This is a genomic window from Cellvibrio sp. KY-GH-1 (assembly GCF_008806975.1).
Taxonomy (GTDB): Bacteria; Pseudomonadota; Gammaproteobacteria; order Pseudomonadales; family Cellvibrionaceae; genus Cellvibrio.
On sequence record NZ_CP031728.1, the window covers coordinates 3,900,461 to 3,926,857 of the forward strand.

Here is a 26,397-nt window from a genome sequence, read left to right on the forward strand (position 1 = left end):
AACCCCAAGGTTTTAATAAGCGCCAGCCCTTATGTCGTACATTTGTTAAACGATTGTGGAATAACAGCTCCAGGCAAATCCCTTGGCAACCCGCGCAGGGTTATAACAGGAGCAAATCGCCAGGCGTTGATCAGGAGCGAATAACCCGCACAAAATCATCTATCGCCTGCAACGCAGCCTGGGGTACAGATTGCAACAGAAAATGCTGGCAGTCAAAGCTGACCACTTTGGTGTTCGGTTTGATAGCCATAATTTTTTTCAGGTTCCATGCCGGTACAACAACGTCATAACGCGCGCGAAAATACACCAGCGGAATTTTTATTTGCACCAGTGCCACGCTTGCATCCACCGCCAGTGCCGCCCGGGTTCTGGCTGCCAACACTTCCGGCTTCACCTTTTGCATTTCCACACTCGCCGCCTTGAGCAAACTGGCATTAGTACCATTGGATAATTTAATTCGCAGCGCATACAAAGGCCGCGCGAGCCGATAGATCACTGTCCAAGGCAAATAGCTGGCGAATTTCCAATAAGGGCCAGACACAAAGGTCGCAACCAATACTGTGCCTATATGACCGGGAATATTTTGTGCGGATAAAAATATTGCGATTGGCCCGGAAAACGATTCGCCTACTAAAACAAAATCGCCATCAATGCAGCGAATTTTTTCCAGCACGTCTTCCGTCAATTCTGCGTAGGTTTTAATTTCATCGACGGGGTAATCTATTACCACCACATAATCGTCGGTAGCGATTGAAAGTAACGGATCAAATAAACCAGCCGTGCCATTAAGGCCGGGCAATAACACCAGGGTTACTTTTTTATTTTCCATTGCCACCCCCTGAATTATTCACAACTAGCTGTAACACGAGATTCTATGTAATTCCAAAGTTGAACTTTGGAATTACATAGATCTTGCAGTGAGATTTAACTTGGGTATTTGAAATTCAATATCACCAGGCTCGCGCATTGCCAATAGATCAGCCATATTGGTTTGTTTACCAATGATGTTGCGATATTCATCCACGGTCAGAAGTACATAAGAAACTTTACCGCGATCAGTAATAAATACCGGCCCATGCAGTGCAGCTTTTTTTGCCTTACGTAAAGCCTTATTAAATTCTTTGCTGGATAGAATAGTGGCAACCATCACCCGCTCCAAAAATGTAGTTACGTACAAATATTGAAATAAGGTAGGATTTTTGGAAACTAGATAATCAGGTTTTGGATTTCGGCCAGCGCACCTGCGCGCGCGCGCCGCCGAGTTGTTGGGGTTCAACGAACTCTGCCCTGCCCTTGTGCCATTGCATAATGCGTTTAACGATGGCGAGCCCCAAGCCAAAACCACCGGTAGCGGAGCCGTTGGATTTTTCGCTGGCAGATTCGTCTTCATGGTAGAGGCGCACAAAGGAGTCAAATACCCGTTCGCGCTTATCTGCAGGAATGCCGGGGCCATCATCTTCTACGGCAATGATGTATTCGGATTCTGTTTGCTGGATTTCTACGGCGATGCGAGTGTGTGCGTAGCGCTTGGCATTGTTGATAAGATTTTGTAGCACGGTTTCAATCAGTTTCCATTCACAGTAGACCAAAGCATCGGCCTGTTGATCATTCACACACAATTGCAAATCGCGTTCATTGTGACGAACAAACCGCAACTGAATTTCTTCCAGCAGGTCACGCATATAACCCGGCGATTGCACCAGGCTTTGGGTTTTTTGTTCGAAGCCGGCGTACATCAACAACGAGCTGATCAGCGATTCCATTTCGGCAATATCCAATTCCAAACTGCGCAGTTGCCGACGATCTTTTTCATGGAGCTTTTCTTCATCGATCATCGCCAACGCGAATTTCATGCGCGCCAGCGGTGTGCGCAACTCATGCGAAACAGCGTTGGTCATTTCGCGATGCGAGGCAATTAATTCGCGCAACCGCTGCGCCATATGGTTAAACGCGCGCGCCAAGGGGTAAAGCGTAGAGGTGGGGGAAATATCCAGCGTTTGCGGCACGCCGTCTTTACCCAGGTTGCGTGTCTGTAGCTCGAGCTTTTTGCTATCGCGCGAAAGCGGCCAAACCCACAAATAAATCACCAGCGCAATCGCAAGATAGAAAACAATTAACAATAAATCATAGAGCGGCGATTCACGATCATCCGCTTGCGGCACACTGAGCATCACTACCTGATCGGTAGTCGCGAGGCGCTTGTACCAGATAAGTTGCTGGTCGCTAAGGGTTGAAAGAATTTTTCCCGCATGCAGCTCTCGCATAGCCGACGACTGGGCCACATCATCGAGCGGTAAAATCTCCAGGCTGAGTTGTAAATCGCGCGCCAGTTGTTGCGCTTGTTGCGCATAGCCTGCATCTGTTGGCGGTTGTTGCTGAAGTAAATCTTTTTCAATGATAGTAAATAGCGCGTGAATTTCCGCACTCGCTTCCTGCTCTGGTGCCAGCGTTTCCCAAAATTGGTTGAGGCCCCAACCGATTAATATCACCGAGGCGACGATAAAAAAATAGAGCGTGATAAACGCGCGATTCATAAATTGGCTTACTGCCAGGCATCCGCGATAAACAAATAGCCCTTGCCCCAAATGGTTTTGATGCGCGTGGGGTTTTCCGGGTTATCGTTGAGTTTTTTACGCAGTTGCGAAATGCGCACATCGATGGTTCTGTCCAAACCGTCGTACTCGCGATTGTAAATATGGTTGAACAAAAATTCGCGGCTGAGAATTTGTCCGGCCTGTGCTGCCAATGCCAGCAGCAAATCAAATTCATGGCTGGATAATACGACTTCCTGCCCAGTAAGCGATACTTTGCGCGCGCCCGGCTGAATATTTAACTCGCCAAAACTGATGCTTTCCTGTTCGCGCGGATCATTTTGATAGTAGCGGCGCATCAAGGCGCGAATTCGCGCAAGCAGCACGCGCGGTTCAGCCGGCTTAATGACATAATCATCCGCCCCGTATTCCAAACCCAGCACTTGATCCAAATCGGAATCGCGCGCGGTGAGCATTAAAATAGGGCCTTTAAAATTCGGGCGCAGTTCCTTGCACAGTGTAAGACCATCTTTGCCCGGTAACATCAAATCCAGAATTATGAGTGCCGGGTTCAAATTCTGCGCCTGACGCAATACGCGATTACCGTTATCTTCAACGGCGACCTGAAAGTCATTACTTTCCAGAAAATCTTTAACCAGCTGCGCCAAACGGCGGTCATCCTCGACCAGTAAAATTAAATTGTTTTGCGACATGGAAATTTCCTGTTGGTAAATGTTCAGTTAAATACTCGTGTGGATTTATCCGTGTGGGAGAGAAGTTGATGGACCGTCGGAGCCAGGGATGTCGACGACGAGCCTACATGGACCTATTCACGGCGTGTCCAGTGGCTTCTCTCCCGCGCGGATAAATCCTGAAGTCGATTAAAAAAAACTCCAGGGATTGCGCCGCGCCTTGCGATATTTCTTGTCATTGTAGACAACCTGAAAGCGCTGGTCGCTCAGGGGTTTATCGCTCTGTTGTTCACGCAATTGGAAATCGGTACTTACACTGGCGGTCAATTCAAACTGGTACTCGCCGCGCGTTTCATGTTCCCAACAGCGCAAAGGTTCGCTTTTATCCGTTTGAAATAAACACAGGGAACGCACCACGGGCGATTCCCATTTAACTTGTAATTCATCGTGGCAAACTTCTTCGCCCGCATTGAGTACACACAACCGCGGCTTGATAGAAAATTGAATCAGCGGCAACGACGATGAACTTTGCGCGGCTGATGTTTCGGCACGCGCATAAACGCCCGGCAACAACAGCGCCAGTAATAACAGTTTTAGGAGGGAAACAGCGCGTGCGCTCAGCAGGTATCCATCAGAAATGGTACACCCCCCCAACGAACACCGTGATCACTTTATTATCGTTTATTAAAGGACTCGCTGAGATTTCGTCGGGTAACTGGCGATAGCTCGCCAACAAACGCAAGTCCCAGCGCTCGGTTAATTTGTAATTCCAATCAAAACGCGCAATGCCACTTACCGCGGCATCCGCCACATAGGTACCACGCTGATCCGCTTCCGGCGGCGTCACACCATAGTAGTAATTGACGGTATTACTGCTTTGCCAAACTGCACCCAGTGAACCCACCCAATGGTGTTTGCCGCTCATCCAATGTTTGGCGATGGACAGGCGCGCTTCGTCGCCATGATGCAAGCCGGTAAATTCGCTCAGGTATTGGAATTGGACATCGACTGAATCCAGAGACACCTGGTATTCAATGCCGGCGAGACCCGCCGTGCGACGGTTGCGCAGGTCGCGCGTGCTTACCTCTTTAAAGCCGGGGCTTACTAACTCGGTACCGCCTTCAATAGCCGGATTTTCAGGGCCAAATGTACCGCCACCATCGCCGTTTTTATCCACGCCCGTAGAAACCAACGCGTTGGAATCGGTAAAAAAATTGGAAGGATTCCAGCGATCAAAAAATACCTGATCGTAACTGGGCGTCATCACCAGATTAAATTGCTGACTGTCGGTTTCCCACAAAATCATACCCAGATCCAGATTCTGGATAAAGAAGCGCTCGCCGTTGTAATTCACCTGCGGAATCAACACCAGCGGAATATCATCGCCATCTTCCACAGGATTAGTGCGTACCCCGGCACCTATACCCAGGCTGATATCCCACTTGCCCACCTCAACGCAATCCGCCTCGCCCGATTCGCAGGCATAGCTCGTCGCTGCAAACAATGCAGATGCGCACAAGGCAAGTAAGTGGCGAGTAAACGTCATAGTGGGGTTTCAATCAAACAGAGCAAAAAGGTCATGTTGCTATTTATAAATGGATCCCGTCCATGGCGTTGTAATGATTTGTAGCAAATACCTGATTCGCCGTACCGCTATTACAAATTATTACAAATTCGTTCAGATCCATTACAGATTCTGCCATCAACACCCGCTTAGGATACCAGCATGTGTTTAACACGCACACACAGGATTGTTTCGGTCCAAAAAAATCAATAATTTCGAAGGAGTTGCAGTATGAAACCCATGTTTAAAACCCTGTTGCTAAGCTTACCGCTAGTTGCCTGCGGCGGTAGCGGTGGCTCCAGTAAAGCGCCCGTGAGCCAGGAACCCAATACCGACTACTCCAAACTCAGCCAGGCGAAGATCGAGCCGGGCCCATTGCGTCAGGCTTCAGCCAACGAATTATCCGAGCTGATTAAAAACGGTTTGCGCGTATCACTGCGCGAGAACCAAAGCTACGGCATGATGATTCGCGAAGCGGCAGTCATCAATACCACGGCAGATACCAACAAAACCGGCGGCAATTTTTCGACCACTAACGTGCAGGTCGCCGGTGTCGATGAAGCTGACGTGGTGAAATATGACGGCCGCTATGTGTACCTCGCCACTCCCGTTGAATTTACCGAGACAGGTGCCAAGGCAAGCCTCAGGATTTTTGCGACCAACCCAACCACTGCAAGCGCGAGTCACGTCACCGATATCGCGTTGGATACCGAACAATGGGGCGATGTGGGTGAGTTGTATCTGGTCGATGGCGGTCAGGGCACTACCGGATTGGCCACAGTTCGCCGCTCCTGGGATTTCATCGCCTTCACCGACAAAGTCGTCAACGATGTATCCAGTGACGGCAAACCACTCGCCGTTGATGAAGCGGACAAAGCGCGCTCTGCGATGATCTGGCCTTACCAAATGGACAACGGCGTAGAGATCACTCTCTATGATGTGCGCTCACCAGCAACACCCGCTAAAACCTGGTCACTGTCCATTGATGGCGACCTGTTGGGCACTCGCAAAATTGGCAATACCCTTTATGTCATCAGCAGCTTTGTTCCTGGAATTCCAACCCTGGATTACGCGGCCGAAACCAAAGAAGCAAAAATTGCCAACGAACAATTAATTGCCCAGACCCAAGTGGAAAAATTACTCCCTGAATATTCCATCAACGGCGGTAGCCCGCAAACACTGACTGGCGCCAATGGATGTATGGTGCCCGCCAGCACAGAAAAATCCGACGGCAGTTTAACGCTGATCAATATCACCGCGATCAATCTTGCTTCCCAACAGCTGCTTGAATCCGTCTGCGTGAATGGCAATGTTGAAGGCATTTACAGTTCGACCAACAATCTCTACCTCGGTGGTTCCGATTACAGCAAATGGGACAACTGGCAGAGCTACACCGTTTTACATCAATTCGCCTTGAACAGCAGCGGCGTTGATTATGCGGCTACCGGTTCCGTGGAAGGCGTACTCGGTTGGAATTCGCCCTCGTTCCGTATGGATGAACACAATAATCTATTGCGGATTATCACCACCAATTATGGTGAAACCGGTGAGCCAGAACATCAATTGAGTGTGCTGCAAAAAGTGTCCGGTCGCAGCGAGCTGGCGGTAGTTGCGCAACTCCCCAATAAAAATCGCCCGGAAGCGATTGGCAAACCGCGCGAAGACATTTTCGGCGTGCGCTTCAATGGCGACAAAGCCTATGTCGTTACCTTTGAGCGCAAAGACCCTTTCTATGTATTGGACTTAGCGAATCCCACAGATCCAAAAATCGCCGGTCAATTGGAAATTCCCGGTTTTTCAACGTATTTACATCCCGTGGGTGATAACTACGTGTTCGCGCTGGGCAATGAAACCAATAGCGATGGATTCGCTACGTACTTGAAAGCATCACTCTACGATATTCGCGACCCGGCGCGACCCGTTGAGGTTAGTAAACACCTTTTAGGTTCTGCGTATAGCTGGAGCAGCGCACTTTACGATCACCGCGCCCTGTCATTCTTGCAAGCATCGAGTGATCAGTTGCGTATCACTTTTCCCGTGAGTCTCTATGAAGAAGTTAAGTTTCCTGAGTACACATCCAGTCGCTGGGTTAATGAAAGTTTGTATCAATTCGAAATTAACGGCTTAAGCAACGGCAAAGTTTCTCTCGATTTGGTAAACAATTTGGTCGGCGAAAATAATCTGGAGCAAGAATACCCACTGTGGGGATGGAATGATCGCGGCCTGCTGCACAATGATGCTGTGTTCTATGTCCACGGGCCCAAGGTTATTGGTGCGCCCTGGTATCCGCCGCAAAAATAGATTTTCCCTGGGCCGCCAAGTGCGGCCTTTTTTTCGCCCCAAATTTTATGGGTTACATTTTTTAACGCCCGGCTACATATCCCCCACAGATTAACTTTTCTGCGCCAATAACAATGAGCCCTGTCTAACCCCAACATCGTCTTTCTTACATTTTATTCTGGAGTTGTAACATGCAGAATTTTTCGCTGATCAAAAATGCCCTGTTAATTCTACCCATTGTCGGTTTGCTCAGTGCCTGTGGCGGCGATGACGATTTGCCCAAGCCAGATCCGAATACCAAGATGCTCTATATCGATTTTGATGATGGCGCGACTGGATGGATGCCCGGCTTTGCCGATTACCCGGCAGGCGAAGAAACGTTTTATGAATTGTCATCAGGCGTTGAAAAATTGCCCACATCACTAAGCAGCAATCGCAAAGGATTCAAACTAAGCGGTAATAATCACAGCGACGATTTATTTATGTTTACCTACAAACGTGTTGATGGCCTTGAACCCAACACCCGCTATGATCTCCGCTTCAAAGTGACATTTGGGACCAATGCGCAGAATAACTGCATGGGGATCGGCGGCTCTCCCGGTAACAGTGTGTGGATTAAACTAGGCGCGACAAAAAATGAACCCAAGGCAGTAAACGACGGCACAGGATTTTTATTGCTGAACTGGGATAAAGGCAATCAAGCCAGTGGCGGCAGCGACGCGATTATCGCGGGCGATTTCGCCAATCATGTGGAATGTGGGTCTAGCAATATCGATTCTACTTACCACAAAAAAACGCTGATAACGCAAAAAGGCAGTTACTCCACCGTAACCGATGCCACAGGAAACCTATGGGTGCTGATGGGAACCGATTCCGGCTACGAAGGAACAACTACGATTTATTTTATGGAGTTGGAAGTAGCGGCGACTAAAAAGCTTTAGTGGATAACTTTGCACTCTGAGTGCAGCGATGTAGTGGCTAGCTTGCAATACATTCAGGATAAATTCAGGCGCTGATTAGGAGAATGAGGCTTGCGTTGATTTATTTGACGCAAGTCTTTTCGAATTCACACCGAGCAAGGAGCGTTACCGATGCGTATATCCAAAGCCCTCACTATTTTCGTCGCTGTTTGTCTAAGTGCCTGTGGCAGCGACAGTCAACAAAGAAAGCCTGGTAGTTCTTCTTCAAGAGCCGCTAGTTCAGCACCACCAACATCGAGTGAAAAAGAGCTGGTCATCGAGTTTGACCAAAACAACTGTTTGAGCAACGCCAACTCAGATGCCCAAACCAATTTCGATTTCGCAAATCAACCATTTAAATTGCTTCGGTGGAATTGCGTACGCACTGATAAGAACTCGCCCTTCATCGAAAACTTGTCGCTATTACTACCCTATGATTCAACACACGCTTGCTTTTCAAAAGTGACACATAGCTTTGCTAATTTTGGCGGGGTCTTTGAGAGCGAACGCATTCCTGATTGCAGTAGCTTTGCCCAGCCTATAGACAACCCAAAAATGGGCGCAGAAATAATCGCTGTTAACCACTCATTCAAACCCGCAATCAAAGGCGCGCCAAATGAATATGAATTTAGCTATAATTTTAGTTGGAAAAACACGGGGAATGTGCCGATTATTACTTACAAAAACGTATTCAAGTTAATTCACGAACAACAGCTAATTTTCAGCACGGAGGAAATTGAAAACAGTACGCTGTCATTACCCGGTCAAGTAATAACTACTTCCCCAGTTGATTTGAGCAGTAGTGATTTAGTCGGAGGAGAACTACTTACTATTACACTGGAAGTTACTGATTTTTTTGGTAATGTCATCGCAGAATACTCGCAAAATATGGTCGTTCAATAATAAAAAGGCGAACCTAAGGGTTCGCCTCAAAATACTCCATACCCCTAAATTTCTTACCGATGCTTAACTTTATCGCCCTCTTTCAAACCTTCCACAATTTCAATGTTGATGCCATCGGAAATGCCGGTTTTTACGGCGCGTTTTTCAAATTTTTGCGGGCCGGTTTCGATTTCTACAAATTGGGCTTTTTCTTCCACAATTAAGTTGCCCTCGTTGATGGCGACTACGTTTTCCTTTTTATCCAACACGATATCGGCATTAGCGCTGTAGTTAGAGCGCAGGAATAATTTATCGCTCAGTTTAACCGCTGCACGAATCTGGAATTTAATGGTGCCTTGGTCAGTCACACCTTTGGGTGAGATGTATTCCAGGGTAGCGGTAAATGGTTCACCTTCCAGCGCACCGACATCCAATACCAGCTCCATGCCTTCACGGATTTTACCGACTTCCGATTCATCTACCATGCCTTCAAAAATCATGTCGTTCATATCGGCCAAGGTCGCGATTGTGGTACCGGCTCCGAAAGAACTGGTCTCCACGATAAACGCACCTTCTTTAAACGGTAGGTCCAACACCATGCCGGTAACCGTTGCGGGAATCATGTTGGAAACTTTATCGGATTTTTTGGTAGCACCCGATTTCATCAACAACAAATTGTTTTCCGCTGAAGTCACTGCTTCTTTTTGTAAATCGTAATTCAACAGAAATTTGTTGTACTCAGACGCAGAAATTAATTTTTCGGCAAAGAGTTTTTTCTGACGCTCGAATTCTACGGTGGCGTTTTGCAAATTGAGCTTTGCCGTTTCCAATTGCGATTCCGCCTGGTTGAGCATCACCATATTCGGCGCAAGGGTGATCTTGGCGATGATATCGCCCTTGTTCACGTTCTGGCCTGCCGTTACATAGAGTTTTTCCACCACGCCGGACACTTGCGATTTAATTTCCACTTCGCGACGCGGAATAACTTTGCCAACCGCCACGGTCTTTTTGACGATGGTCGTTTTAAACGCGGCATCCGAGGTATAGGTGACCGGTTTCTCCTGGGATTTGTTGTACAAGAACACAGCTGTGCCAATAAACACAACGGCGATCAATACTAAGACTGCATAGCCAATAAATTTTTTCATGGTGTCCTTCTTTGCTATTACTTGGAAAATTTTTAAAGAATGTTTCTACCGATCTTTCAGGGGAAGGAAAGTGTTGGATTCAAAACCATATGAGGCATGGATGCCGATTTGAGCCTACACGGATGTATTCACGGCGTGTTTTGAATTCAATACTTTCCTTCACCTTGGTACTAAAAATACCTACTCATCTTGCAATGCCACTATCGGGTTCACGCTTGCTGCTTTGGCAGCGGGCAACATGGATGCGAGCAATCCGGAAATGACCAGCACAACCAGTGCGCTAAACGCGGTAGCAAAATCCACTTCCGGTTTACCGAAGAAGCCCGCCTTGCCACCGCTGGCTTCAAGCAATTTGGCTACGCCTTCAAGAATCAATACGCCAATCACCAATCCCAAATAACCCGCTACAGTCGTGATAAAAACAGATTCCTGCACAATCATTCCGGTAATGGATGAGGGCGTAGCACCCAAGGCCTTACGCAGGCCAATTTCGCGGGTGCGTTCTTTCACGACGATTAACATAATATTGCCTACGCCGATTGCGCCGGCCATGATGGTGCCAATGGCCACTACCCAACTAAACACGGCAATGCCGGTAAACAGGCCTTCAATCTTGTCGAATTCGTTTTGCAAATTAAAACTGCCAAATACACCGGTATCTTTTGGATCAACTTTCTTGAGTTCGGCGAGATATTTTTTTACATCTTCCTCCGCGACTCGCGCGTGTAAACCCGGTTTGGGTTGAATAACAAAGCTGCCAATCCAACCCACCTGATTAAACGCATAGCGCAGGGTGTCATTGGGAATGTATATTTTTTCCTCTTCCTGCTGCTGGTTGCCATTGGCAAGCGATTTAAAGACGCCTACAACTTTAAAGCTGATGCCGTTGATAGTGATGTCTGCACCAATCGGATTATCACCGTCTTTAAATAGTTGTGTACGCACGCGTGTACCAATGATCACCGTTTTACGCTTTTCGCGATCGTCAAACTCATTAATACTACGACCTTCGATCATCGCCAGTGAATTGATGTTCTCCATTCGCGCATGGATTCCCTCCACAAAGAAGGTGCCGTTTCTATCCTTGTGTACCGCATACGGTGGCGTGCCGCTCCAAATACCCACGGAATTTTGCCCGCGCACAAATCCAACACTGGGAACATTTTTTTCAATCGCTGCAACATCTTCCGGTTTAAAAGATATCTGACGACCTATAGGCATACCCTGATAGGGCAATTGCGTGTTGCCCTGCACCCACACCCACACAATATTAGGCACGCGTGGAAAACCTTCATTGACACCGTTTTCCAAACCCTTGCCAGCACCGAGTAATAGCGTGAGCATAAATATGCCCCAGAAGACACCAAAGGCTGTCAGTGAAGTGCGCAGTTTATGTTGGCCGAGGGTTTTAAAAATCTCTTGCCACTTTTCAGTATCGATTAGCATCAGTGGCTCCTGTTACTCTGCACGCATGGCTTCGATCGGCATAATTTTCGCCGCGCGCAGCGCCGGCACCAATCCCGCCACTGCACCGATAATTACCAGCAGTACCACCGAGGTGATTGCAGCCTGGAAATTAATTTCCGGATTTTTAAAAAACGGCAACTGTGCCCCCACGGAGTTCAATGCAAACGAAATCAATTCCCACAGTCCCACGCCTACTACCAAGCCGGCATAACCTGCTATAGCGGTTACCAAAATTGACTCGAATAAAAGCGTGCTCACTATGCTGAACGGCGTTGCACCCAAGGCTTTGCGAATACCAATTTCGCGTGTGCGTTCTTTTACCGTAATAATCATGATATTGCTCACACCCACCACCCCGGCCGTTAAGGTACCCAAGCCAACAAACCAGATAATGGCGTTAATACCAAAAAATAAACCATTAACCATTTTGGCAGGTTCAGCCATGTTGAATGAACGAATAGCGCGTTTGTCTTCAGGGGATACCGAATGACGTCGCTGCAATAATTCAATCACTTGTTTTTCTACGGCAAATCCATCTGTTCCCAATGTTGGACGCAACCAAATCGAATCTAATCCATTCGTGTTGCCAAATATTTTTTGATGGGTGGTTTCGGGAATGTAGATTCTCTCTGAATCACGTCCGCGATTACTTTTATCGTAAAAGACGCCGACAATTTTCATCACCACGCCATTCACGCGCACATCCTTGGCAATTGGATCAACATCTTTGCCAAACAATCGCTCTGCGACAACGGAGCCGATAACCGTCACTTTGCGTAATTCACGATCATCAAAAATATTGGGTTTGCGGCCCAGGTTAAATGGAATGCTTTCTTTGATATCAAAATATTCATCGGGCACACCAAACACTGCAAAGCTCGCACTTTTCTGTCCGTGGGAAATGGACACCCCATTTTGGGCCCGCTGTGGAGCGATAAAACGGACGTTGGGAATTTGTTGTTTAATGGCGACCAAATCATCGTTTGATAGTTGAATATGTCGACCCAAGCCCATTCCTTTGTAGGCAACCGAGGTTGATTCCGTGTACACCACAATGAAATCCAGCACGTCTGATCCGAAGTCTTCATAGACACCGTTTTGCATTCCGCGCCCGGCACCCAAGAGCAGCATCAACATAAAAATGCCCCAGAAGACGCCGAAGGCGGTGAGCCCGGTGCGCAATTTGTTTTGCCGCAGGGTGTAAAGAATTTCTTGCAAACTATCGAGCATAATAATTATCCAAGAATTTCTTCTTCATCCTGATCGGCTATTTCGTCGGTCAGATGGGAGTGCGGATGTTTGCCGGAAACAATTAATCCGTCTTTCAAAATAATCTGGCGTTGAGTCTGATCAGCGATGTCCTGTTCGTGGGTGACTATCACAATGGTGTTTCCACGTTGATGAATCTCTTTCATCAGCGCCATCACTTCCTGGGTAGTTTGGCTATCCAGCGCACCGGTAGGTTCGTCAGCGAGAATCACCTTAGGTTGGGTTACCAACGCACGGGCAATAGCGACGCGCTGCTTTTGTCCACCCGACATTTCATTCGGCATGTGTTTGGCGCGATGCGAAAGCCCCACCATTTCCAGATATTGGTCTGCGCGATAGTTACGCTCTTTACGACTCACACCTTGGTAATACAACGGCAAAGCCACATTTTCGGTAGCGTTTTTAAACGGCAATAAATTGAACGATTGAAAAACAAAGCCGAGTAATTCGTTGCGCATTTTCGCGGCGGTTTTTTCTTTGAGATTTTTTACCTCGCGCCCGGCGAGAAAATAATCGCCTTTATCGTGGGTATCCAGAATGCCGAGAATATTCAGCAGGGTCGATTTACCCGAACCCGATGACCCCATGATCGATACCAGTTCGCCTTCGCGAATGTGCAGGTCAATACCTTTAAGTACATGCAGCGGTTGTTCACCTGAGTGATAGTACTTGTGGATGTTATGTAGTTTGATCATGGTAGCTTCCTGTTATCTATTGCGCTAATGAGCCTGCAACGGTGGCTCACTAGCTTAGAGGCTTTTGCACAAATGTCTGGCCTTTTTACCGTCGCTTAACACAATCATGACAAGTGTCAGCGCCCGCTAGCCGGTGCATTTTGCTCCTGTTACTTCTTTGGATGTGTATCCGATTGTTTTGGATTCACTTTCGCTAAAAATTTTTCCGTACCCTCTGAATAACGCTATTCGTACGGCTATTCGTCTCGCTATTCATCTTGAAGTGCGGTAATGGGGTTGACCGCAGCCGCCTTCATCGCCGGCAGCAGCGCCGCAAGCACACCGGTGATGACCAATACGCTCAGCGCCATAAACGCAATATTGATATCGATGTAAGGTGATGCAAATAAGCCATCCCCCTGCCCGAGTTTCACCAGTAACGCGCGAATGCCTTCCAATAACAATACGCCCGCCACCAAGCCGGCATAACCGGCGATTACAGTAATCACTAATGACTCATGAATAATCATCAAACTGATATTCGTAGGCGTGGCACCCATGGCCTTGCGCACACCGATTTCACGCGTGCGCTCTTTTACGACCACCAACATAATATTGCCCACACCAATGACGCCAGCGATGATGGTGCCAATCGCCACCATCCAACTAAAGCCCAAAATACCCGTTACCAGATCGCGATTCTGCTGGTAGTTTTGCTCCATATTAAAACCGCCGATTACACCGCTATCATCGGGGTGAATTTTTTTGCGCTCGTACAATAATTTTTTGACGTCGCGCTCAAGGTCATAGGGGTTTACACCTGGCTTGGGCGAAAAAATAATGATTTGGTAAGCATCCATTTGATTGAATGCCTGACGCAGGGTTTCATTGGGAATGTAAATGCGCGCGTTATTTTGTTCGGCGTCACTACCCGGTTCTACCGAGCGGGAAATGCCCACGATTTTGAATTTCACTCCGCGAATATCAATGGATTTGCCGATGGGATTTTCGCCGTTTTTAAACAGCACTTCTTTCACGCGTGTACCTATCACGGCGACTTTACGTTTTTCTTTTTCATCGAGTGAATTGACGTAGCGGCCTTCTATCAATTTGATAAATTCAAACGGCGCCCAACCTTGATGGGTACCCCGCACCGTAAACGAACCACTCTCCTTGCCATACACTACGTACGAGGCCGCACCCCAATTGCCGAGGTTATTTTTTCCATCCACGGTTTGAATACCGGGAATGGATTGGCGAATTGCCTCTATATCTTCAGGGGTAAATTTTATCGCGCGGCCTTTGCCCAACCCCTGGTATTCCATCTGTGTGGTATTGGACGGCCAAAAAATTACGATGCTTTTTGCATCGCCAAAAATGCCTTCGATGCGCGTACCAAAGCCGGTGCCAAAACCCAACAGCAACACCAGCATAAAAATGCCCCAGAACACACCGAACGCGGTTAAGCCGGTGCGTAATTTTTGCCGGCGCAAGCTGGTAAGGATTTCTTGCCACTTATCCAATTCAAACATAAACCCTCCCTTATTCCGCTTTCATGGCTTCAATAGGCGTGATGCGCGCCGCGCGCAACGCCGGCATTAATCCCGCAACGACTCCGGCAGCAATCAACAACAAGAGTGCACTGATGGCAATGCCAATATCGATTTCCGGTTGACGAAAAAATGGTAAATCGACATTCAACTTGAGCAGCAATGCGGAAACTGCTTCCAGAATTCCCACCCCCAAAACCAACCCGCTATAACCGGCAATTCCGGTAACCATTACCGATTCAAATAACAAACTGCCAACAATCGATGCTGGATTCGCGCCGAGGGCTTTACGAATTCCAATTTCACGCGTGCGCTCTTTTACCGTGATAATCATGATATTGCTCACACCCACAATTCCCGCCAGCAAAGTGCCAATGCCTACCAACCAGATAAACATATTCAAACCGGAGAACATGGCATTGAGTTCCGCTGCATCGCGCGCTTTGTTGGCCACGGAAATAGCGCGCACATCGTCGGGCGCAATTTTGTGGCGCTGCTTCAAGAGCGCGAGAATTTCTTCTTCCAGTTTTATTCCGTCGTAACCCGGCTTGGGGCGCACGGTAATCAAGTCCACTCGCTGGCCACCGCCAAAGGCTTTTTTAAAGGCCGTAACTGGCAAATACACACGTTCGGACATACGGCCCTGGTTTCCCTTATCAAAAAATAATCCAATGACTTTGAACGAAATGCCGTTGATTTGAATTTCTTTGCCCATCGCCTCTGCGTGGGTGGTAAACAATCGCTCGCTCACGCGCGTACCTATCACCACCACTTTGCGATTGTCATCCTGATCGAGCAGGTTCAGTCGCCGACCGTCATCAAAGCGCACTTTTTCTTTGATATTGAAATACTGGTCGGCCACACCCAGCACACCAAAGCTGCCCGACTTGAGACCATAGGTGATAGACACGTCGGAATTGATAAAGGAGCCGAGCGGATTTTCGCTGGAGAGAAATTGCACACCGGGAATTTGTTGGCGTACGGCGGCCATATCGGCTTCGGTGAGTTCGATCTGCCGGCCAACCGGTAAGCCCATGTAAGGTACAGATGTGGTACTGGGGAAGATCCAAATGGAATCGGCGACGTCGTTGCTCCAACCATCGGCAAAAGCTTTTTCCATCCCGCGCCCGGCGCCCAGCAGCAGGATCAACATAAGAATGCCCCAGAAGACACCAAAGGCGGTAAGCCCGGTGCGCAGCTTATTCTGGCACAGGGTAAAGAGGATTTCTTGCAAACTGTCCATGACGATTTCCTAATCGCGTAACTGTAAGTTCTCGGCGGCTAATACCTTGGACGCGCCTTTGTTCCTGTTGGATTCACTTCCCAAACGCTTTTCTTAACGGCCGGCTATTACGCCGCCGGGATCAGAGTCACAAACTAACACAGAGTTCACTGGCACGAAATTAATGCTTATTACAGATGACGTCCCAAACTGGTGCAGTAAAACACCGGCGAGTAGGTGGATGCGCACTGCAAGCAATCACGTCAATTAACGTATCGCTGTTAAAACCAGATTCCGGCACACTGCTTATCTGGTATAAATCTTGTCTGACGTACCCCTATGACCACTAATAAACAACAACGATGACAGCGCAATTCAAAGCCCTACCCACCATCACCCGCCGCTGGCACGCCAGCTTGAAGCTCGGCTTTGCGCCAAGGCGCGGTCTTACCCGGCTGATTGAGAACGTCCATTGCGGGCCCTTGCGGGTGCTCAAACCTTTTTATCCCGAGGCAGATTGCTGCCATGTGTATTTATTGCATCCGCCGGGTGGCTTGGTGTTGGGCGATGAGTTGCGCATTGATGTGCTCGCCGAAAGCAGCAGCCATGCGCTGGTGACTACGCCCTCGGCGGGCAAAGTCTATGGAGTAAAAAATGGCCTCGAAAAACAACAGCAGCGCATTGCCTTAACTATCGCTGCCGATGCCTGCCTGGAATGGCTGCCGCAGGAGACGCTGGTGTTCAACGGCGCTAACGCGCTCTTGCAGGCGGACATCCAACTGCACGCCGACGCCAAGCTGGTGTTTTGGGACATAGTCTGTTTTGGTCGCCCGGCCAGCCAACTCGGGTTTGATTCGGGTGAATGCACCCAGATGATTCGCATCACTCGCGACGGTATTCCACTGTTGATTGAGCGCAATCAGGTGCGCGGCGGCGGTGCTTTACAAGCCAGCAGCTGGGGATTAAACAACCACAACAGCATGGGCACTTTTGTTATGACGCTACAGACGGGGCGCGAACAGCGAGAAGAATTGACGCAGATGCTGGAGCAAACCGGCATTGATGCCGATGACTCCCAAAGCAGTCACCGCTGGGGCTTAACGCAGAAAGACGATTTGTTTATTGCGCGCTATCTGGGCGATTCTGCCAGTCATTGCCGCCAGGGTTTTGAATTCTTGTGGCAAACCTTGCGGCCGTTAATGATCGACAAGCCGGCGGTATCACCGCGAATTTGGTCCACTTAAATTTTTAATTTTTAATTTTAATTATTTTTTATTTCTAACATTTTTTTATCTATTAGAGGCACGCCATGGAGTTAACCCCCCGCGAAAAAGACAAGTTACTACTATTTAGCGCTGCACAATTAGCCGAGCGGCGGCGGGCACGGGGCTTGAAATTGAATTATCCGGAAGCCATCGCGTTGATCAGTTTTGAAATTATTGAAGGTGCGCGCGATGGCAAAACCGTTGCCGAATTGATGGCCTATGGCCGCACCCTGTTAACGGTGGACGATGTGATGGAAGGCATCGCCGAGATGGTGCATGAGGTGCAAGTGGAGGCCACCTTTCCCGACGGCACCAAGTTAGTTACCGTCCATAACCCGATTGTTTAATAGCCCAGGAAGACGACCATGATCCCCGGTGAATATCAAATCGCTGAAGGTAATATCCCGCTCAATGTCGGCCGCGAGGTCATCAGTGTATCTGTGGCCAATACCGGTGACCGCCCCATTCAGGTGGGCAGCCACTATCACTTTTATGAAACCAATGGCGCACTGGTATTTGACCGCGAAGCCACCAAGGGCTTCCGCCTGAATATCGCCGCCGGTACCGCGGTGCGCTTTGAGCCGGGGCAAACCCGCGCGGTGGAACTGGTCGCACTGAGTGGCCGCCGCCGCGTATTTGGCTTCCGTGGCGATGTAATGGGGAGTTTGTAAATGACGACTAAAAAAACATCCACCCAAACCATGAGCAAACGCGCCTACGCCGATATGTTCGGCCCTACGGTAGGCGACCGGGTGCGTTTGGCGGACACCGAGCTTTGGATTGAGGTGGAGCAAGACCACACCATTTACGGCGAGGAAGTAAAATTTGGCGGCGGCAAGGTAATCCGCGACGGTATGGGCCAGAGCCAATCCAGCTGCGCCGATACGCCCGATACCGTAATCACCAATGCGCTGATTCTCGATCACTGGGGCATAGTCAAAGCCGATATCGCCATTAAAAATGGCCGCATCAGCGCCATCGGCAAGGCGGGCAACCCGGATATCCAACCCGGTATCACCATTGAGATTGGACCAGGCACCGAAATTATTGCCGGCGAAGGCAATATAGTTACCGCCGGCGGAATCGATGCGCACATTCACTTCATCTGCCCGCAGCAGGTTGAAGAGGCCTTAATGAGCGGCGTGACCACCATGATTGGCGGCGGCACCGGGCCGGCTACCGGCACCAACGCCACCACCTGCACGCCCGGGCCATGGCATATCGGCAAGATGCTGCAAGCGGCAGAATCCTTCCCGATGAATTTTGGTTTTCTCGGCAAGGGCAATGCGAGCCTGCCGCAAGCATTGGAAGAACAAGTCAAAGCGGGTGTGATGGGACTCAAGCTGCACGAAGACTGGGGCACCTCGCCCGCGTCTATCGACTGCTGTTTAAGCGTGGCCGAAAAGTACGATATTCAAATCGCCATTCACACCGACACGCTCAACGAATCCGGTTTTGTGGAAGACACTATCGCCGCCTTTAAAGGCCGCACCATCCACACCTATCACACCGAAGGCGCCGGTGGCGGCCACGCGCCCGATATCATCAAGGCCTGCGGTCTGGATAATGTGCTGCCCTCCTCCACCAACCCTACGCGCCCCTACACCATCAACACCGTGGATGAGCATTTGGACATGCTGATGGTCTGCCACCATTTGGACCCGAGCATTCCCGAAGACGTCGCCTTTGCCGATTCGCGCATCCGCAAAGAGACCATCGCCGCCGAGGATATTCTGCATGACCTGGGCGCCTTCTCGATGATTTCCTCCGACTCCCAAGCCATGGGCCGCGTGGGCGAAGTCATCACCCGCACCTGGCAAACCGCGCACAAAATGCGCGTGCAGCGCGGCAGCCTGCCGGAGGATATGATCGATGGCGTACCCACCGGTCACGATAACTTCCGCGCGAAACGCTACATCGCCAAATACACCATCAACCCCGCCATCGCCCACGGCATCAGCCACGAAGTCGGCTCAATTGAAGTGGGCAAGCTGGCCGACCTGGTGCTTTGGAAGCCGGCATTTTTCGCCACCAAACCGGCGCTGATTATTAAAGGTGGCGCCATTGCCGCCGCACCCATGGGCGACCCCAATGCCTCCATCCCTACGCCGCAACCTGTGCACTATCGGCTGATGTACGGCGCCTATGGCAAAGCCTGCGTGCAAACCTCGCTGACCTTTGTCTCCCAAGCGGGAATTGATGCGGGCATCGCCAAAACCTTTGGTCTGGAGCGACCGCTCTCGGCGGTAAAAAATTGTCGCAGCGTGAAAAAAGCCGACATGGTGCTCAACAACTATCAACCGGTTATGGAAGTTGATCCTGAGACCTATGAAGTAAAAGCCGATGGCGTGGTACTGACCTGCGAACCGGCGGAAGTTTTACCGCTGGCACAGCGTTACTATTTATTTTAATTGCCTTAGCTTTTTTAAAACCGTCGCATTTTAACGCGACTACTTGCGAAGAATTTTTATGTTAGAAGCTCACGAAATTGTTCAGGGTGAATCACTGCAAACCTCAATGGCAATCGAATTGGGGTTTGATGATCGCCAAAAAAGCCGCCATAAAGGTGTGACCCAATGTGGTCGGGATATCGGCTGGTTTATCGAGCGCGGTCGCGTGCTCAAAGAGGGCGATTTTTTAAAATGCACCTCGGGCGAATTGATTCGGATTGTGTCGGCGCAGGAGAGCGTCAGCACCGTCTACGCCAAGAGCGCGCTGGATTTAACCCGCGCGGCTTATCATTTGGGTAATCGCCATGTGCCGCTGCAAATTACCGATACTTTTTTGCGCTACCAACACGACCATGTGTTGGATGAAATGGTGAAAGGTTTGGGCCTGGGTGTTGAAAACGAACAGGCGCCCTTCCAACCCGAGGCGGGCGCTTATGCGGCGGGGCACAGCGGGCATTCACACGCACATGGACATTCACATGATCATTCACACGGGCACTCACACAGTCACGGGCACTCACATAGCCATCGCGAGAATTTAATTCTGCGCCCGCTTAACAATCACAAGCACAACCATGATCACTGATCCCTTGGCCAAGCTGCAGCCTGCGGCAACACCGGCCTATTCATCGCTGGCGCTGTTGCATATGTTTCACTTATCCAGCCCGGCGCTGCCGGTGGGTGCTTACGCCTATTCGCAGGGATTGGAATATGCCATCGACAGCGGCCAATTAAAAACCGCTGAGGATGTCGCCGCCTGGCTGCGCGGCGTGTTACACCACGGCTTTGGCAAATTGGATTTACCGGTATTAATGGCCGCCTATAGCGCCTGGGAAGCCGAGGATTTTGCAGCGGTAAATGAATGGAATTTTTTCCTGCGCGCCTGCCGCGAAACCAGCGAATTATTATTGGAAGATGAACAGCTCGGCGTTGCATTGCAGCGTTTGCTGTTGGATTTGGGCGCGCCTGCCGGTGCGATTCAATCACTCAAGGCCAAACCGGCATTTGCAATTATGTTTGCCCTGGCCGGCCAGCACTGGAAAATTCCGCGCGCGGATTTGATGCACAGTTTTGCCTATAGCTGGTTAGAGAACCAAGTGGCAGCTGCCACCAAAATTTTGCCGCTCGGGCAAACCGCCGCGCAAAAATTATTGCTGCAGATATTGCCGGAAATACCGGCCGCAATCGCCGCAGCTCAGGCACTGCCCCTTGAGGATATAGGTGCGAGTTTGCCCGGGCAAGTGATGGCGTCCAGCTTGCATGAATATCAGTACTCACGGCTGTTTCGCTCTTAACTTTTTTGTTCTTTAATTTCTAACGTATCGATATTTAATTACTACTGTTACGCATCTAAGGAAACGCTATGAATAACGCTCAACCACAAAAACCGGCGCTGCGCCTCGGCATTGGCGGACCCGTCGGCTCTGGTAAAACCGCGCTGGTAAAAACTCTGTGTGGCGAATTAAAAGATATTTTTAATATCGCCGTGATCACCAATGATATTTACACCCGCGAAGATGCCGAATTTTTAATGCGTCATAACGCCCTGGACCACGACCGCATTATCGGCGTAGAAACCGGCGGCTGCCCGCACACCGCGATTCGCGAAGACGCCTCGATGAATTTATCCGCCGTGGCAGAATTGAATGAGCGCTTTGAAAATCTGGATGTAATTATTATCGAAAGCGGTGGCGATAATCTTGCCGCCACCTTCAGCCCGGAATTATCGGATTTGACCCTCTATGTGATCGACGTTTCTGCCGGCGATAAAATTCCGCGCAAAGGCGGCCCGGGTATTACAAAATCGGATTTGTTGGTCATCAACAAAATTGATTTGGCTCCGCTGGTGGGCGCGGATTTAGGTGTGATGGATCGCGACGCGAAAAAAATGCGCAACGACAAGCCATTTATTTTCAGCAATTTAAAAGATGGCACCGGCGTCGCCGACATAGTTGCTTTTATTACTACCCAGGGCATGTTGAGCCCGAAAACTGCCAACTAACTTGCGTGGAGCTGTTATGAAAAAATTGATGAATTCTTGCGTGAAAAAATCCTGGCTCCCGGCCTTATTAGCGCTGATCGCCACCCCGACATTCGCCCACACAGGCGATCACAGCAGCGGTTTTGCGGCTGGATTTATTCATCCCTTTACCGGCCTGGATCATCTGGCGGCCATGTTGTTGCTCGGCGTTTGGTTTGCACTGCTCGCGCGCCGCATGGCAATCAAAAGTGGTTTGGCGAGTGTAGGAATTTTTGCGCTGGCGCTATTTTTCGGTGGACAGCTACCGGTAAATTTTATTGCCGCGATTGAATGGGCAGTATTATTTTCCGGCCTCGCCGTCGCATTGTTAATTGCCTTCAGAATGCAATTGGGACAAATCGCACCTATGGTTGCCGCTACCCTAATGGCGAGCCACGGTTTGGTACACGGCACTGAAGTTGCGGGCAATTTATTCGGCTACGCACTCGGTGCCTGTGCCGGCATGTTGGTATTGGTAAGCCTGGCTTATGCGGTAACTCGCGCGTGCTTGCAGCTGCGCACTAAGAGTTTTTCGGCGCTGTAAATAGCGGTTGCCGGTGTAAATCTAATTCACTCCGTTAAATCAAAGAACCTCCGGCAGCAGCACCTGCCGGAGGAAATTACCCATCTACCACGAGTGCTGCCAATAACGGGTCAATTACAGCGAGCAACAACCAAACTCCCAAGTTGGGGGGGCGGGAATTTGTTGTTCTCACTGGATTGGATGCAGAACGCTAACCGTTGGATTCATGCTGGAATGGAATTTCATCCGTAATTATTTTTCTGCGTTACATTTGACACTGTTGTAGCCATTCTCCACATTGTTAAAATCAAGCTGTTTTTTTGCGGACTGGTTCAACTGCGACCTAGAGAACCATTTTAGCGACGAGTGTAAATCTGACGCTTTGCGCTGTTAACTCCTCCCTCCAGCCAAGATTTAAGCTTCGACTAATAGCTTTTTTTCAGAATGGCTTGTCGCTAAAATGCCTTCGTCCAGTAAACTGGATATCACAACGACTAAAGCTCTTTTAAATAACCTAAATTCCGAGATATTCGGAAATACCAATGGATAGGATAAATACCATGATTTCACGTGTAGGATTTTTCTTGTTAGGCCTTTTGTGCCTTCCAACAGCCGCATCAGCTGCAATTGTTAATATCGAATACACCGCCCACATCTATAACACGACCGGTGACGGTCTCGGCTACCAAAACGGTGATTCAATCACGGGTTCTTATGTGATTGATACGTCTAAAGCAGACGGAAAATACGCGGACAACCCTACCGATGTCTGGTATTACGGTTCACTCTGGTCAGGTTTGTTACAAAGCAATTTTGCTACTCCTGTTGTTTACGGTTATCTGGACTTTGTAAGAATTATCAATGATCCAAGTCGAAACGATCAAATTATATTAGATAAAGTTTTAAATGCATTTGGAGACTCTGGTTCTGTCATGGAAACTCTCGGAGTCGGTTTCACATTTAACGGGCTGGACTGGATATCGGATCTCAGTTTAAACGGCATGAATTTCGTTTCTGACGAAGGCGGTTGGTCTAACGGCGCGTTTGCCCGTTGGAGTGTTGACCTGGATGCAAGTAGCTGGATTATGACGGACAGCGCTTATTTTTGGTTAGACTCTTTAAAAATTACGTCAGAAACCACTTCAGTTCCCGAACCCGCACCGCTCGTTCTGTTATCAATTGTGTTAGCAGGTCTGGTTGTTCGTCGTCGTTTGATTTAATAATTTTTTCGAAAATAAAAAAAGCGCAGCCGGTTTTCGCCGGCTGCGCTTTTTTTTGGAACAGAGTTTTTTATTTAGTTAATCGCCCCACTGCGATTCACACCATTAATCAGGGCCTTCACTGCTGAAGTAATAATGTTGCGATCCTGACCCACACCATAAACGGGTTTGCCGTTTTTCACTTTGATTTCCACATAAGTCACTGCCGCCACATCAGAACCTTCACCTACTGAGTGTTCGTGGTAGTCAATGACACTCACTTCACCGTCGATAAACTGGCTGATGGCGTGAGCGGCGGCGTCTATGGGGCCATTGCCGCTGCCGCTGATTTGCACGGTTTTATCCTGGTGCTGCGCGTGTATCACTATGTCTACCTGATGGGTATCATCCTGCTCAGTAAATTTGCTGGATTGATAGGCAATAGGCGTATTCACGGCAAAATATTCGTCGTTGAAAATCTTCACGATTTCACTGGCTTTCACTTCTTTGCCAGTGGCATCGCTAACTTTTTGCACTACACCGCTGAATTCAATTTGCAAGCGACGCGGCAATTGCAAACCCGCCTCTTGTTGCAACAGGAAGCTGACGCCGCCTTTGCCTGACTGTGCATTCACGCGCACTACGGCATCGTAGCTGCGATTTAAATCCGCCGGGTCAATCGGCAAGTAGGGTACTTCCCACAGGGTATCTTTTTTCTGAACCGCGAAACCTTTTTTGATCGCGTCCTGATGTGAACCCGAGAAAGCGGTAAACACCAATTCGCCGGCATAGGGGTGACGTGGGTGTACCGGCAATTGGGTGCACTCTTCGTGCAACTTGCGCACGCGATCAATATCAGAGAAATCCAAACCAGGGCTTACACCTTGGGAGTATAAATTCATCGCCAAAGTGACCAAGCAGACGTTGCCGGTGCGCTCGCCGTTGCCGAACAAACAGCCTTCGACGCGATCGGCTCCGGCCATCACCGCCAACTCAGCCGCTGCAACTGCGGTGCCGCGGTCATTGTGCGGATGCACGCTGATAATAATGGAATCGCGGCGATTGATATTGCGATGAATCCACTCAATTTGATCCGCGTAGGTATTCGGTGTATTCATTTCTACCGTGGCGGGTAAATTCAAAATTAATTTTTTCTGTGGCGATGGATTCCAAATCTCTACCACGGCATCGCACACGTCTTTCACCAACTCGATTTCAGTGGAAGAAAATACTTCCGGCGAGTATTGGAAAGTCCAATCCACTTCCGGTGCGGTAGCGGTTAATTCTTTACACCACTGGGTGCCTTGGATCGCAATCTTCTTCACACCCGCTTCGTCAGTGTTGTACACAATTTTGCGGAACGCTGGCGCGAGCGGGTTGTACATGTGCAAAATTGCGCGCTTGGCACCGCGCAAGCTCTGCACGGTTTTTTCAATCAAGTCATAACGCGCTTGCACCAATACTTCGATGGTAACGTCATCAGGAATTAAATTTTCCTCGATTAACTGACGCGTGAAGTTGTAATCAATTTCACTCGCCGAGGGAAAACCGATTTCGATTTCTTTAAATCCAATTGCGACCAATTCTTTAAACATGCGCAATTTGGTTGCAACTGACATAGGGTCGATCAGCGCCTGATTGCCATCGCGCAGGTCTGTGCTCATCCAAATAGGCGGCTTTTCAATGTGATTGTTTGGCCATTGACGGTCGGGTAAGGAAACGCCGACAAAACGCTGATACTTAGTGGATGGATTGGCAAGCATGATCAACTCCTGGGGTAATTGCCGTTAACGCTGTTTACATCATTCATGTTGGAGCTCATGGAACCTTGCTGTGCAAGTGTTCCAGAGACTCCGAGCTGTATAGTTCTTTTGTATTGCTGTAGCAGTGGTCTTGCGGTCTTGGCTGATGAAACGAATCTGGTCGGGAACCCGGGGATAACAGGTGCCGGTTTCCGGTGATGCGGTCGCATCGGGGAAACCCCAAACCCGCGCGGATAGCGCCGGGGCTTTTATCAGCATGGAATTAGTATAGTGCGGCCAGCTTGGCAGATGATTGCGAAGATTGTGTTAATATCTACATGAACGCAATTTTATTGCTTAAAACGTAAATTTAAAGGCAGTTAATTTTACTTTTGTCGGATATTACGGCTAACAGTGCCCCTACCAGTTATCCGTTCAGTGGCAATTCGGAAGGGTCTTCGGAGGTTAAACGCGCAATGATGGAACTCGATAAATACGATCGCCTGATCCTGGAGGCCTTACAGAGGGATGGCCGCATTTCTAATCAGGAACTGGCCGACAGTATCAGCCTTTCGCCCTCGCCCTGTCTGCGTCGCGTGCGCGCGCTGGAGGAATCCGGTCTGATCGATGGTTATGTCGCGCTGCTCAATGCGCGCAAGCTGGGGCTAACGTTGATGGCGTTTATCCAAATTAGCATGGACAAACACACCCCTGACCGCTTCGATACTTTTGAGAAGCTGGTGAACGATTACCCGGAAGTGCTGGAATGCCATTTGATCACGGGCCAATCCGCCGACTATTTACTGAAAGTGATCGTCAAAGACATGGATGCCTATCAGCAATTCCTGCTGCAAAAACTCACCCGCATTGAAGGTGTGAGCGGTGTGCATTCATCGTTTGTGTTGAAGTCGCCGGTGGATAAAACGGCGTTGCCAGTAGGATAAAAATAAACCCATGAAC

General features: G+C 49.2%; 26 protein-coding genes. 13 read left to right on the top strand and 13 right to left on the bottom strand.

Annotated elements, in window-relative coordinates:
• Positions 1–130: 130 nt before the first annotated feature.
• From D0C16_RS16485 to D0C16_RS16510, 6 genes are all read right to left on the bottom strand, one after another.
• Complete coding sequence (locus D0C16_RS16485; RefSeq protein WP_151033365.1) at positions 131–829, bottom strand: alpha/beta fold hydrolase; 699 nt, start codon at positions 827–829, stop codon at positions 131–133.
• Between the two features lie 72 nt (positions 830–901).
• The gene (locus D0C16_RS16490) at positions 902–1,147 is read right to left on the bottom strand and encodes a type II toxin-antitoxin system Phd/YefM family antitoxin (RefSeq protein WP_151033366.1); all 246 of its coding nucleotides are present in this window, start codon (positions 1,145–1,147) and stop codon (positions 902–904) included.
• A gap of 67 nt (positions 1,148–1,214) precedes the next feature.
• On the bottom strand, positions 1,215–2,534 hold the full coding sequence (locus tag D0C16_RS16495) for an ATP-binding protein (RefSeq protein WP_151033367.1): 1,320 nt from the start codon (positions 2,532–2,534) through the stop codon (positions 1,215–1,217).
• 8 nt (positions 2,535–2,542) lie between these two features.
• Complete coding sequence (locus D0C16_RS16500) at positions 2,543–3,244, bottom strand: winged helix-turn-helix domain-containing protein (protein WP_151033368.1); 702 nt, start codon at positions 3,242–3,244, stop codon at positions 2,543–2,545.
• A gap of 168 nt (positions 3,245–3,412) precedes the next feature.
• Entirely contained in the window at positions 3,413–3,877 is a 465-nt protein-coding gene (locus D0C16_RS16505) for a DUF3019 domain-containing protein (protein WP_225318726.1), read from the bottom strand.
• Complete coding sequence (locus D0C16_RS16510) at positions 3,855–4,769, bottom strand: MipA/OmpV family protein (protein WP_151033369.1); 915 nt, start codon at positions 4,767–4,769, stop codon at positions 3,855–3,857. The genes D0C16_RS16505 and D0C16_RS16510 overlap by 23 nt, the downstream gene beginning before the upstream one ends.
• Before the next feature lie 249 nt (positions 4,770–5,018).
• Between D0C16_RS16510 and D0C16_RS16515 the strand changes: the two genes are divergently transcribed.
• The 3 genes from D0C16_RS16515 (at position 5,019) to D0C16_RS16525 (ending at position 8,929) form a co-directional block, all read left to right on the top strand.
• A complete protein-coding gene (locus tag D0C16_RS16515; RefSeq protein WP_151033370.1) occupies positions 5,019–7,088 on the top strand; it encodes a beta-propeller domain-containing protein in 2,070 nt (689 codons plus the stop codon).
• Positions 7,089–7,258: 170 nt separating this feature from the next.
• Positions 7,259–8,008 (top strand): hypothetical protein, encoded by a 750-nt coding sequence (locus tag D0C16_RS16520; RefSeq protein WP_151033371.1) that lies wholly within the window; start codon positions 7,259–7,261, stop codon positions 8,006–8,008.
• A gap of 150 nt (positions 8,009–8,158) precedes the next feature.
• A complete protein-coding gene (locus D0C16_RS16525) occupies positions 8,159–8,929 on the top strand; it encodes a hypothetical protein (protein WP_151033372.1) in 771 nt (256 codons plus the stop codon).
• 53 nt (positions 8,930–8,982) lie between these two features.
• Here D0C16_RS16525 and D0C16_RS16530 read toward each other — a convergent pair whose 3' ends face one another.
• From D0C16_RS16530 to D0C16_RS16555, 6 genes are all read right to left on the bottom strand, one after another.
• Complete coding sequence (locus D0C16_RS16530) at positions 8,983–10,056, bottom strand: efflux RND transporter periplasmic adaptor subunit (RefSeq protein ID WP_151033373.1); 1,074 nt, start codon at positions 10,054–10,056, stop codon at positions 8,983–8,985.
• A gap of 180 nt (positions 10,057–10,236) precedes the next feature.
• The gene (locus D0C16_RS16535; RefSeq protein WP_151033374.1) at positions 10,237–11,502 is read right to left on the bottom strand and encodes an ABC transporter permease; all 1,266 of its coding nucleotides are present in this window, start codon (positions 11,500–11,502) and stop codon (positions 10,237–10,239) included.
• 12 nt (positions 11,503–11,514) lie between these two features.
• On the bottom strand, positions 11,515–12,753 hold the full coding sequence (locus D0C16_RS16540; RefSeq protein ID WP_151033375.1) for an ABC transporter permease: 1,239 nt from the start codon (positions 12,751–12,753) through the stop codon (positions 11,515–11,517).
• A 5-nt stretch (positions 12,754–12,758) separates the two neighbouring features.
• Positions 12,759–13,487 (bottom strand): ABC transporter ATP-binding protein, encoded by a 729-nt coding sequence (locus D0C16_RS16545; protein WP_151033376.1) that lies wholly within the window; start codon positions 13,485–13,487, stop codon positions 12,759–12,761.
• Positions 13,488–13,735: 248 nt separating this feature from the next.
• Positions 13,736–14,998 (bottom strand): ABC transporter permease, encoded by a 1,263-nt coding sequence (locus D0C16_RS16550; RefSeq protein WP_151033377.1) that lies wholly within the window; start codon positions 14,996–14,998, stop codon positions 13,736–13,738.
• A 10-nt stretch (positions 14,999–15,008) separates the two neighbouring features.
• Positions 15,009–16,259 carry an ABC transporter permease gene (locus D0C16_RS16555; RefSeq protein WP_151033378.1) on the bottom strand — a complete coding sequence of 417 codons (1,251 nt, stop codon included), beginning with the start codon at positions 16,257–16,259 and terminating at the stop codon, positions 15,009–15,011.
• A gap of 341 nt (positions 16,260–16,600) precedes the next feature.
• On the opposite strand from D0C16_RS16555, the gene D0C16_RS16560 reads away from it, so the two are divergent.
• The 9 genes from D0C16_RS16560 to D0C16_RS16600 all read left to right on the top strand — a co-directional run bounded on the left by D0C16_RS16560 (position 16,601) and on the right by D0C16_RS16600 (position 23,716).
• Entirely contained in the window at positions 16,601–17,482 is an 882-nt protein-coding gene (locus tag D0C16_RS16560) for an urease accessory protein UreD (RefSeq protein ID WP_151033379.1), read from the top strand.
• Between the two features lie 65 nt (positions 17,483–17,547).
• Positions 17,548–17,850, top strand: a complete 303-nt coding sequence (ureA, locus tag D0C16_RS16565) for an urease subunit gamma (RefSeq protein ID WP_151033380.1) — start codon at positions 17,548–17,550, stop codon at positions 17,848–17,850.
• Positions 17,851–17,868: 18 nt separating this feature from the next.
• On the top strand, positions 17,869–18,174 hold the full coding sequence (locus D0C16_RS16570) for an urease subunit beta (protein ID WP_151033381.1): 306 nt from the start codon (positions 17,869–17,871) through the stop codon (positions 18,172–18,174).
• Positions 18,175–18,204: 30 nt separating this feature from the next.
• Positions 18,205–19,914 (top strand): urease subunit alpha, encoded by a 1,710-nt coding sequence (ureC, locus tag D0C16_RS16575; protein WP_151034973.1) that lies wholly within the window; start codon positions 18,205–18,207, stop codon positions 19,912–19,914.
• Between the two features lie 58 nt (positions 19,915–19,972).
• On the top strand, positions 19,973–20,539 hold the full coding sequence (gene ureE / locus D0C16_RS16580; RefSeq protein WP_151033382.1) for an urease accessory protein UreE: 567 nt from the start codon (positions 19,973–19,975) through the stop codon (positions 20,537–20,539).
• Between the two features lie 61 nt (positions 20,540–20,600).
• A complete protein-coding gene (locus D0C16_RS16585) occupies positions 20,601–21,248 on the top strand; it encodes an urease accessory protein UreF (RefSeq protein WP_370458224.1) in 648 nt (215 codons plus the stop codon).
• A gap of 68 nt (positions 21,249–21,316) precedes the next feature.
• Complete coding sequence (ureG, locus tag D0C16_RS16590; RefSeq protein ID WP_151033384.1) at positions 21,317–21,955, top strand: urease accessory protein UreG; 639 nt, start codon at positions 21,317–21,319, stop codon at positions 21,953–21,955.
• 16 nt (positions 21,956–21,971) lie between these two features.
• Positions 21,972–22,517 carry a HupE/UreJ family protein gene (locus D0C16_RS16595; RefSeq protein WP_151033385.1) on the top strand — a complete coding sequence of 182 codons (546 nt, stop codon included), beginning with the start codon at positions 21,972–21,974 and terminating at the stop codon, positions 22,515–22,517.
• Between the two features lie 539 nt (positions 22,518–23,056).
• Entirely contained in the window at positions 23,057–23,716 is a 660-nt protein-coding gene (locus D0C16_RS16600) for a PEP-CTERM sorting domain-containing protein (RefSeq protein ID WP_191968521.1), read from the top strand.
• A 74-nt stretch (positions 23,717–23,790) separates the two neighbouring features.
• Here D0C16_RS16600 and leuA read toward each other — a convergent pair whose 3' ends face one another.
• Entirely contained in the window at positions 23,791–25,458 is a 1,668-nt protein-coding gene (gene leuA, locus D0C16_RS16605; RefSeq protein ID WP_151033387.1) for a 2-isopropylmalate synthase, read from the bottom strand.
• Between the two features lie 458 nt (positions 25,459–25,916).
• Between leuA and D0C16_RS16610 the strand changes: the two genes are divergently transcribed.
• Complete coding sequence (locus D0C16_RS16610) at positions 25,917–26,381, top strand: Lrp/AsnC family transcriptional regulator (RefSeq protein ID WP_151034974.1); 465 nt, start codon at positions 25,917–25,919, stop codon at positions 26,379–26,381.
• Positions 26,382–26,397: the final 16 nt, after the last annotated feature.

Bases quoted from the DNA above. Each gene is read 5' to 3' on its own strand.
- D0C16_RS16485 (WP_151033365.1), bottom strand. From the start codon at position 829: ATGGAAAATAAAAAAGTAACCCTGGTGTTATTGCCCGGCCTTAATGGC.
- D0C16_RS16490 (WP_151033366.1), bottom strand. From the start codon at position 1,147: ATGGTTGCCACTATTCTATCCAGCAAAGAATTTAATAAGGCTTTACGT.
- D0C16_RS16495 (WP_151033367.1), bottom strand. From the start codon at position 2,534: ATGAATCGCGCGTTTATCACGCTCTATTTTTTTATCGTCGCCTCGGTG.
- D0C16_RS16500 (WP_151033368.1), bottom strand. From the start codon at position 3,244: ATGTCGCAAAACAATTTAATTTTACTGGTCGAGGATGACCGCCGTTTG.
- D0C16_RS16510 (WP_151033369.1), bottom strand. From the start codon at position 4,769: ATGACGTTTACTCGCCACTTACTTGCCTTGTGCGCATCTGCATTGTTT.
- D0C16_RS16515 (WP_151033370.1), top strand. From the start codon at position 5,019: ATGAAACCCATGTTTAAAACCCTGTTGCTAAGCTTACCGCTAGTTGCC.
- D0C16_RS16520 (WP_151033371.1), top strand. From the start codon at position 7,259: ATGCAGAATTTTTCGCTGATCAAAAATGCCCTGTTAATTCTACCCATT.
- D0C16_RS16525 (WP_151033372.1), top strand. From the start codon at position 8,159: ATGCGTATATCCAAAGCCCTCACTATTTTCGTCGCTGTTTGTCTAAGT.
- D0C16_RS16530 (WP_151033373.1), bottom strand. From the start codon at position 10,056: ATGAAAAAATTTATTGGCTATGCAGTCTTAGTATTGATCGCCGTTGTG.
- D0C16_RS16535 (WP_151033374.1), bottom strand. From the start codon at position 11,502: ATGCTAATCGATACTGAAAAGTGGCAAGAGATTTTTAAAACCCTCGGC.
- D0C16_RS16540 (WP_151033375.1), bottom strand. From the start codon at position 12,753: ATGCTCGATAGTTTGCAAGAAATTCTTTACACCCTGCGGCAAAACAAA.
- D0C16_RS16545 (WP_151033376.1), bottom strand. From the start codon at position 13,487: ATGATCAAACTACATAACATCCACAAGTACTATCACTCAGGTGAACAA.
- D0C16_RS16550 (WP_151033377.1), bottom strand. From the start codon at position 14,998: ATGTTTGAATTGGATAAGTGGCAAGAAATCCTTACCAGCTTGCGCCGG.
- D0C16_RS16555 (WP_151033378.1), bottom strand. From the start codon at position 16,259: ATGGACAGTTTGCAAGAAATCCTCTTTACCCTGTGCCAGAATAAGCTG.
- D0C16_RS16560 (WP_151033379.1), top strand. From the start codon at position 16,601: ATGACAGCGCAATTCAAAGCCCTACCCACCATCACCCGCCGCTGGCAC.
- ureA (WP_151033380.1), top strand. From the start codon at position 17,548: ATGGAGTTAACCCCCCGCGAAAAAGACAAGTTACTACTATTTAGCGCT.
- D0C16_RS16570 (WP_151033381.1), top strand. From the start codon at position 17,869: ATGATCCCCGGTGAATATCAAATCGCTGAAGGTAATATCCCGCTCAAT.
- ureC (WP_151034973.1), top strand. From the start codon at position 18,205: ATGAGCAAACGCGCCTACGCCGATATGTTCGGCCCTACGGTAGGCGAC.
- ureE (WP_151033382.1), top strand. From the start codon at position 19,973: ATGTTAGAAGCTCACGAAATTGTTCAGGGTGAATCACTGCAAACCTCA.
- D0C16_RS16585 (WP_370458224.1), top strand. From the start codon at position 20,601: ATGTTTCACTTATCCAGCCCGGCGCTGCCGGTGGGTGCTTACGCCTAT.
- ureG (WP_151033384.1), top strand. From the start codon at position 21,317: ATGAATAACGCTCAACCACAAAAACCGGCGCTGCGCCTCGGCATTGGC.
- D0C16_RS16595 (WP_151033385.1), top strand. From the start codon at position 21,972: ATGAAAAAATTGATGAATTCTTGCGTGAAAAAATCCTGGCTCCCGGCC.
- D0C16_RS16600 (WP_191968521.1), top strand. From the start codon at position 23,057: ATGATTTCACGTGTAGGATTTTTCTTGTTAGGCCTTTTGTGCCTTCCA.
- leuA (WP_151033387.1), bottom strand. From the start codon at position 25,458: ATGCTTGCCAATCCATCCACTAAGTATCAGCGTTTTGTCGGCGTTTCC.
- D0C16_RS16610 (WP_151034974.1), top strand. From the start codon at position 25,917: ATGGAACTCGATAAATACGATCGCCTGATCCTGGAGGCCTTACAGAGG.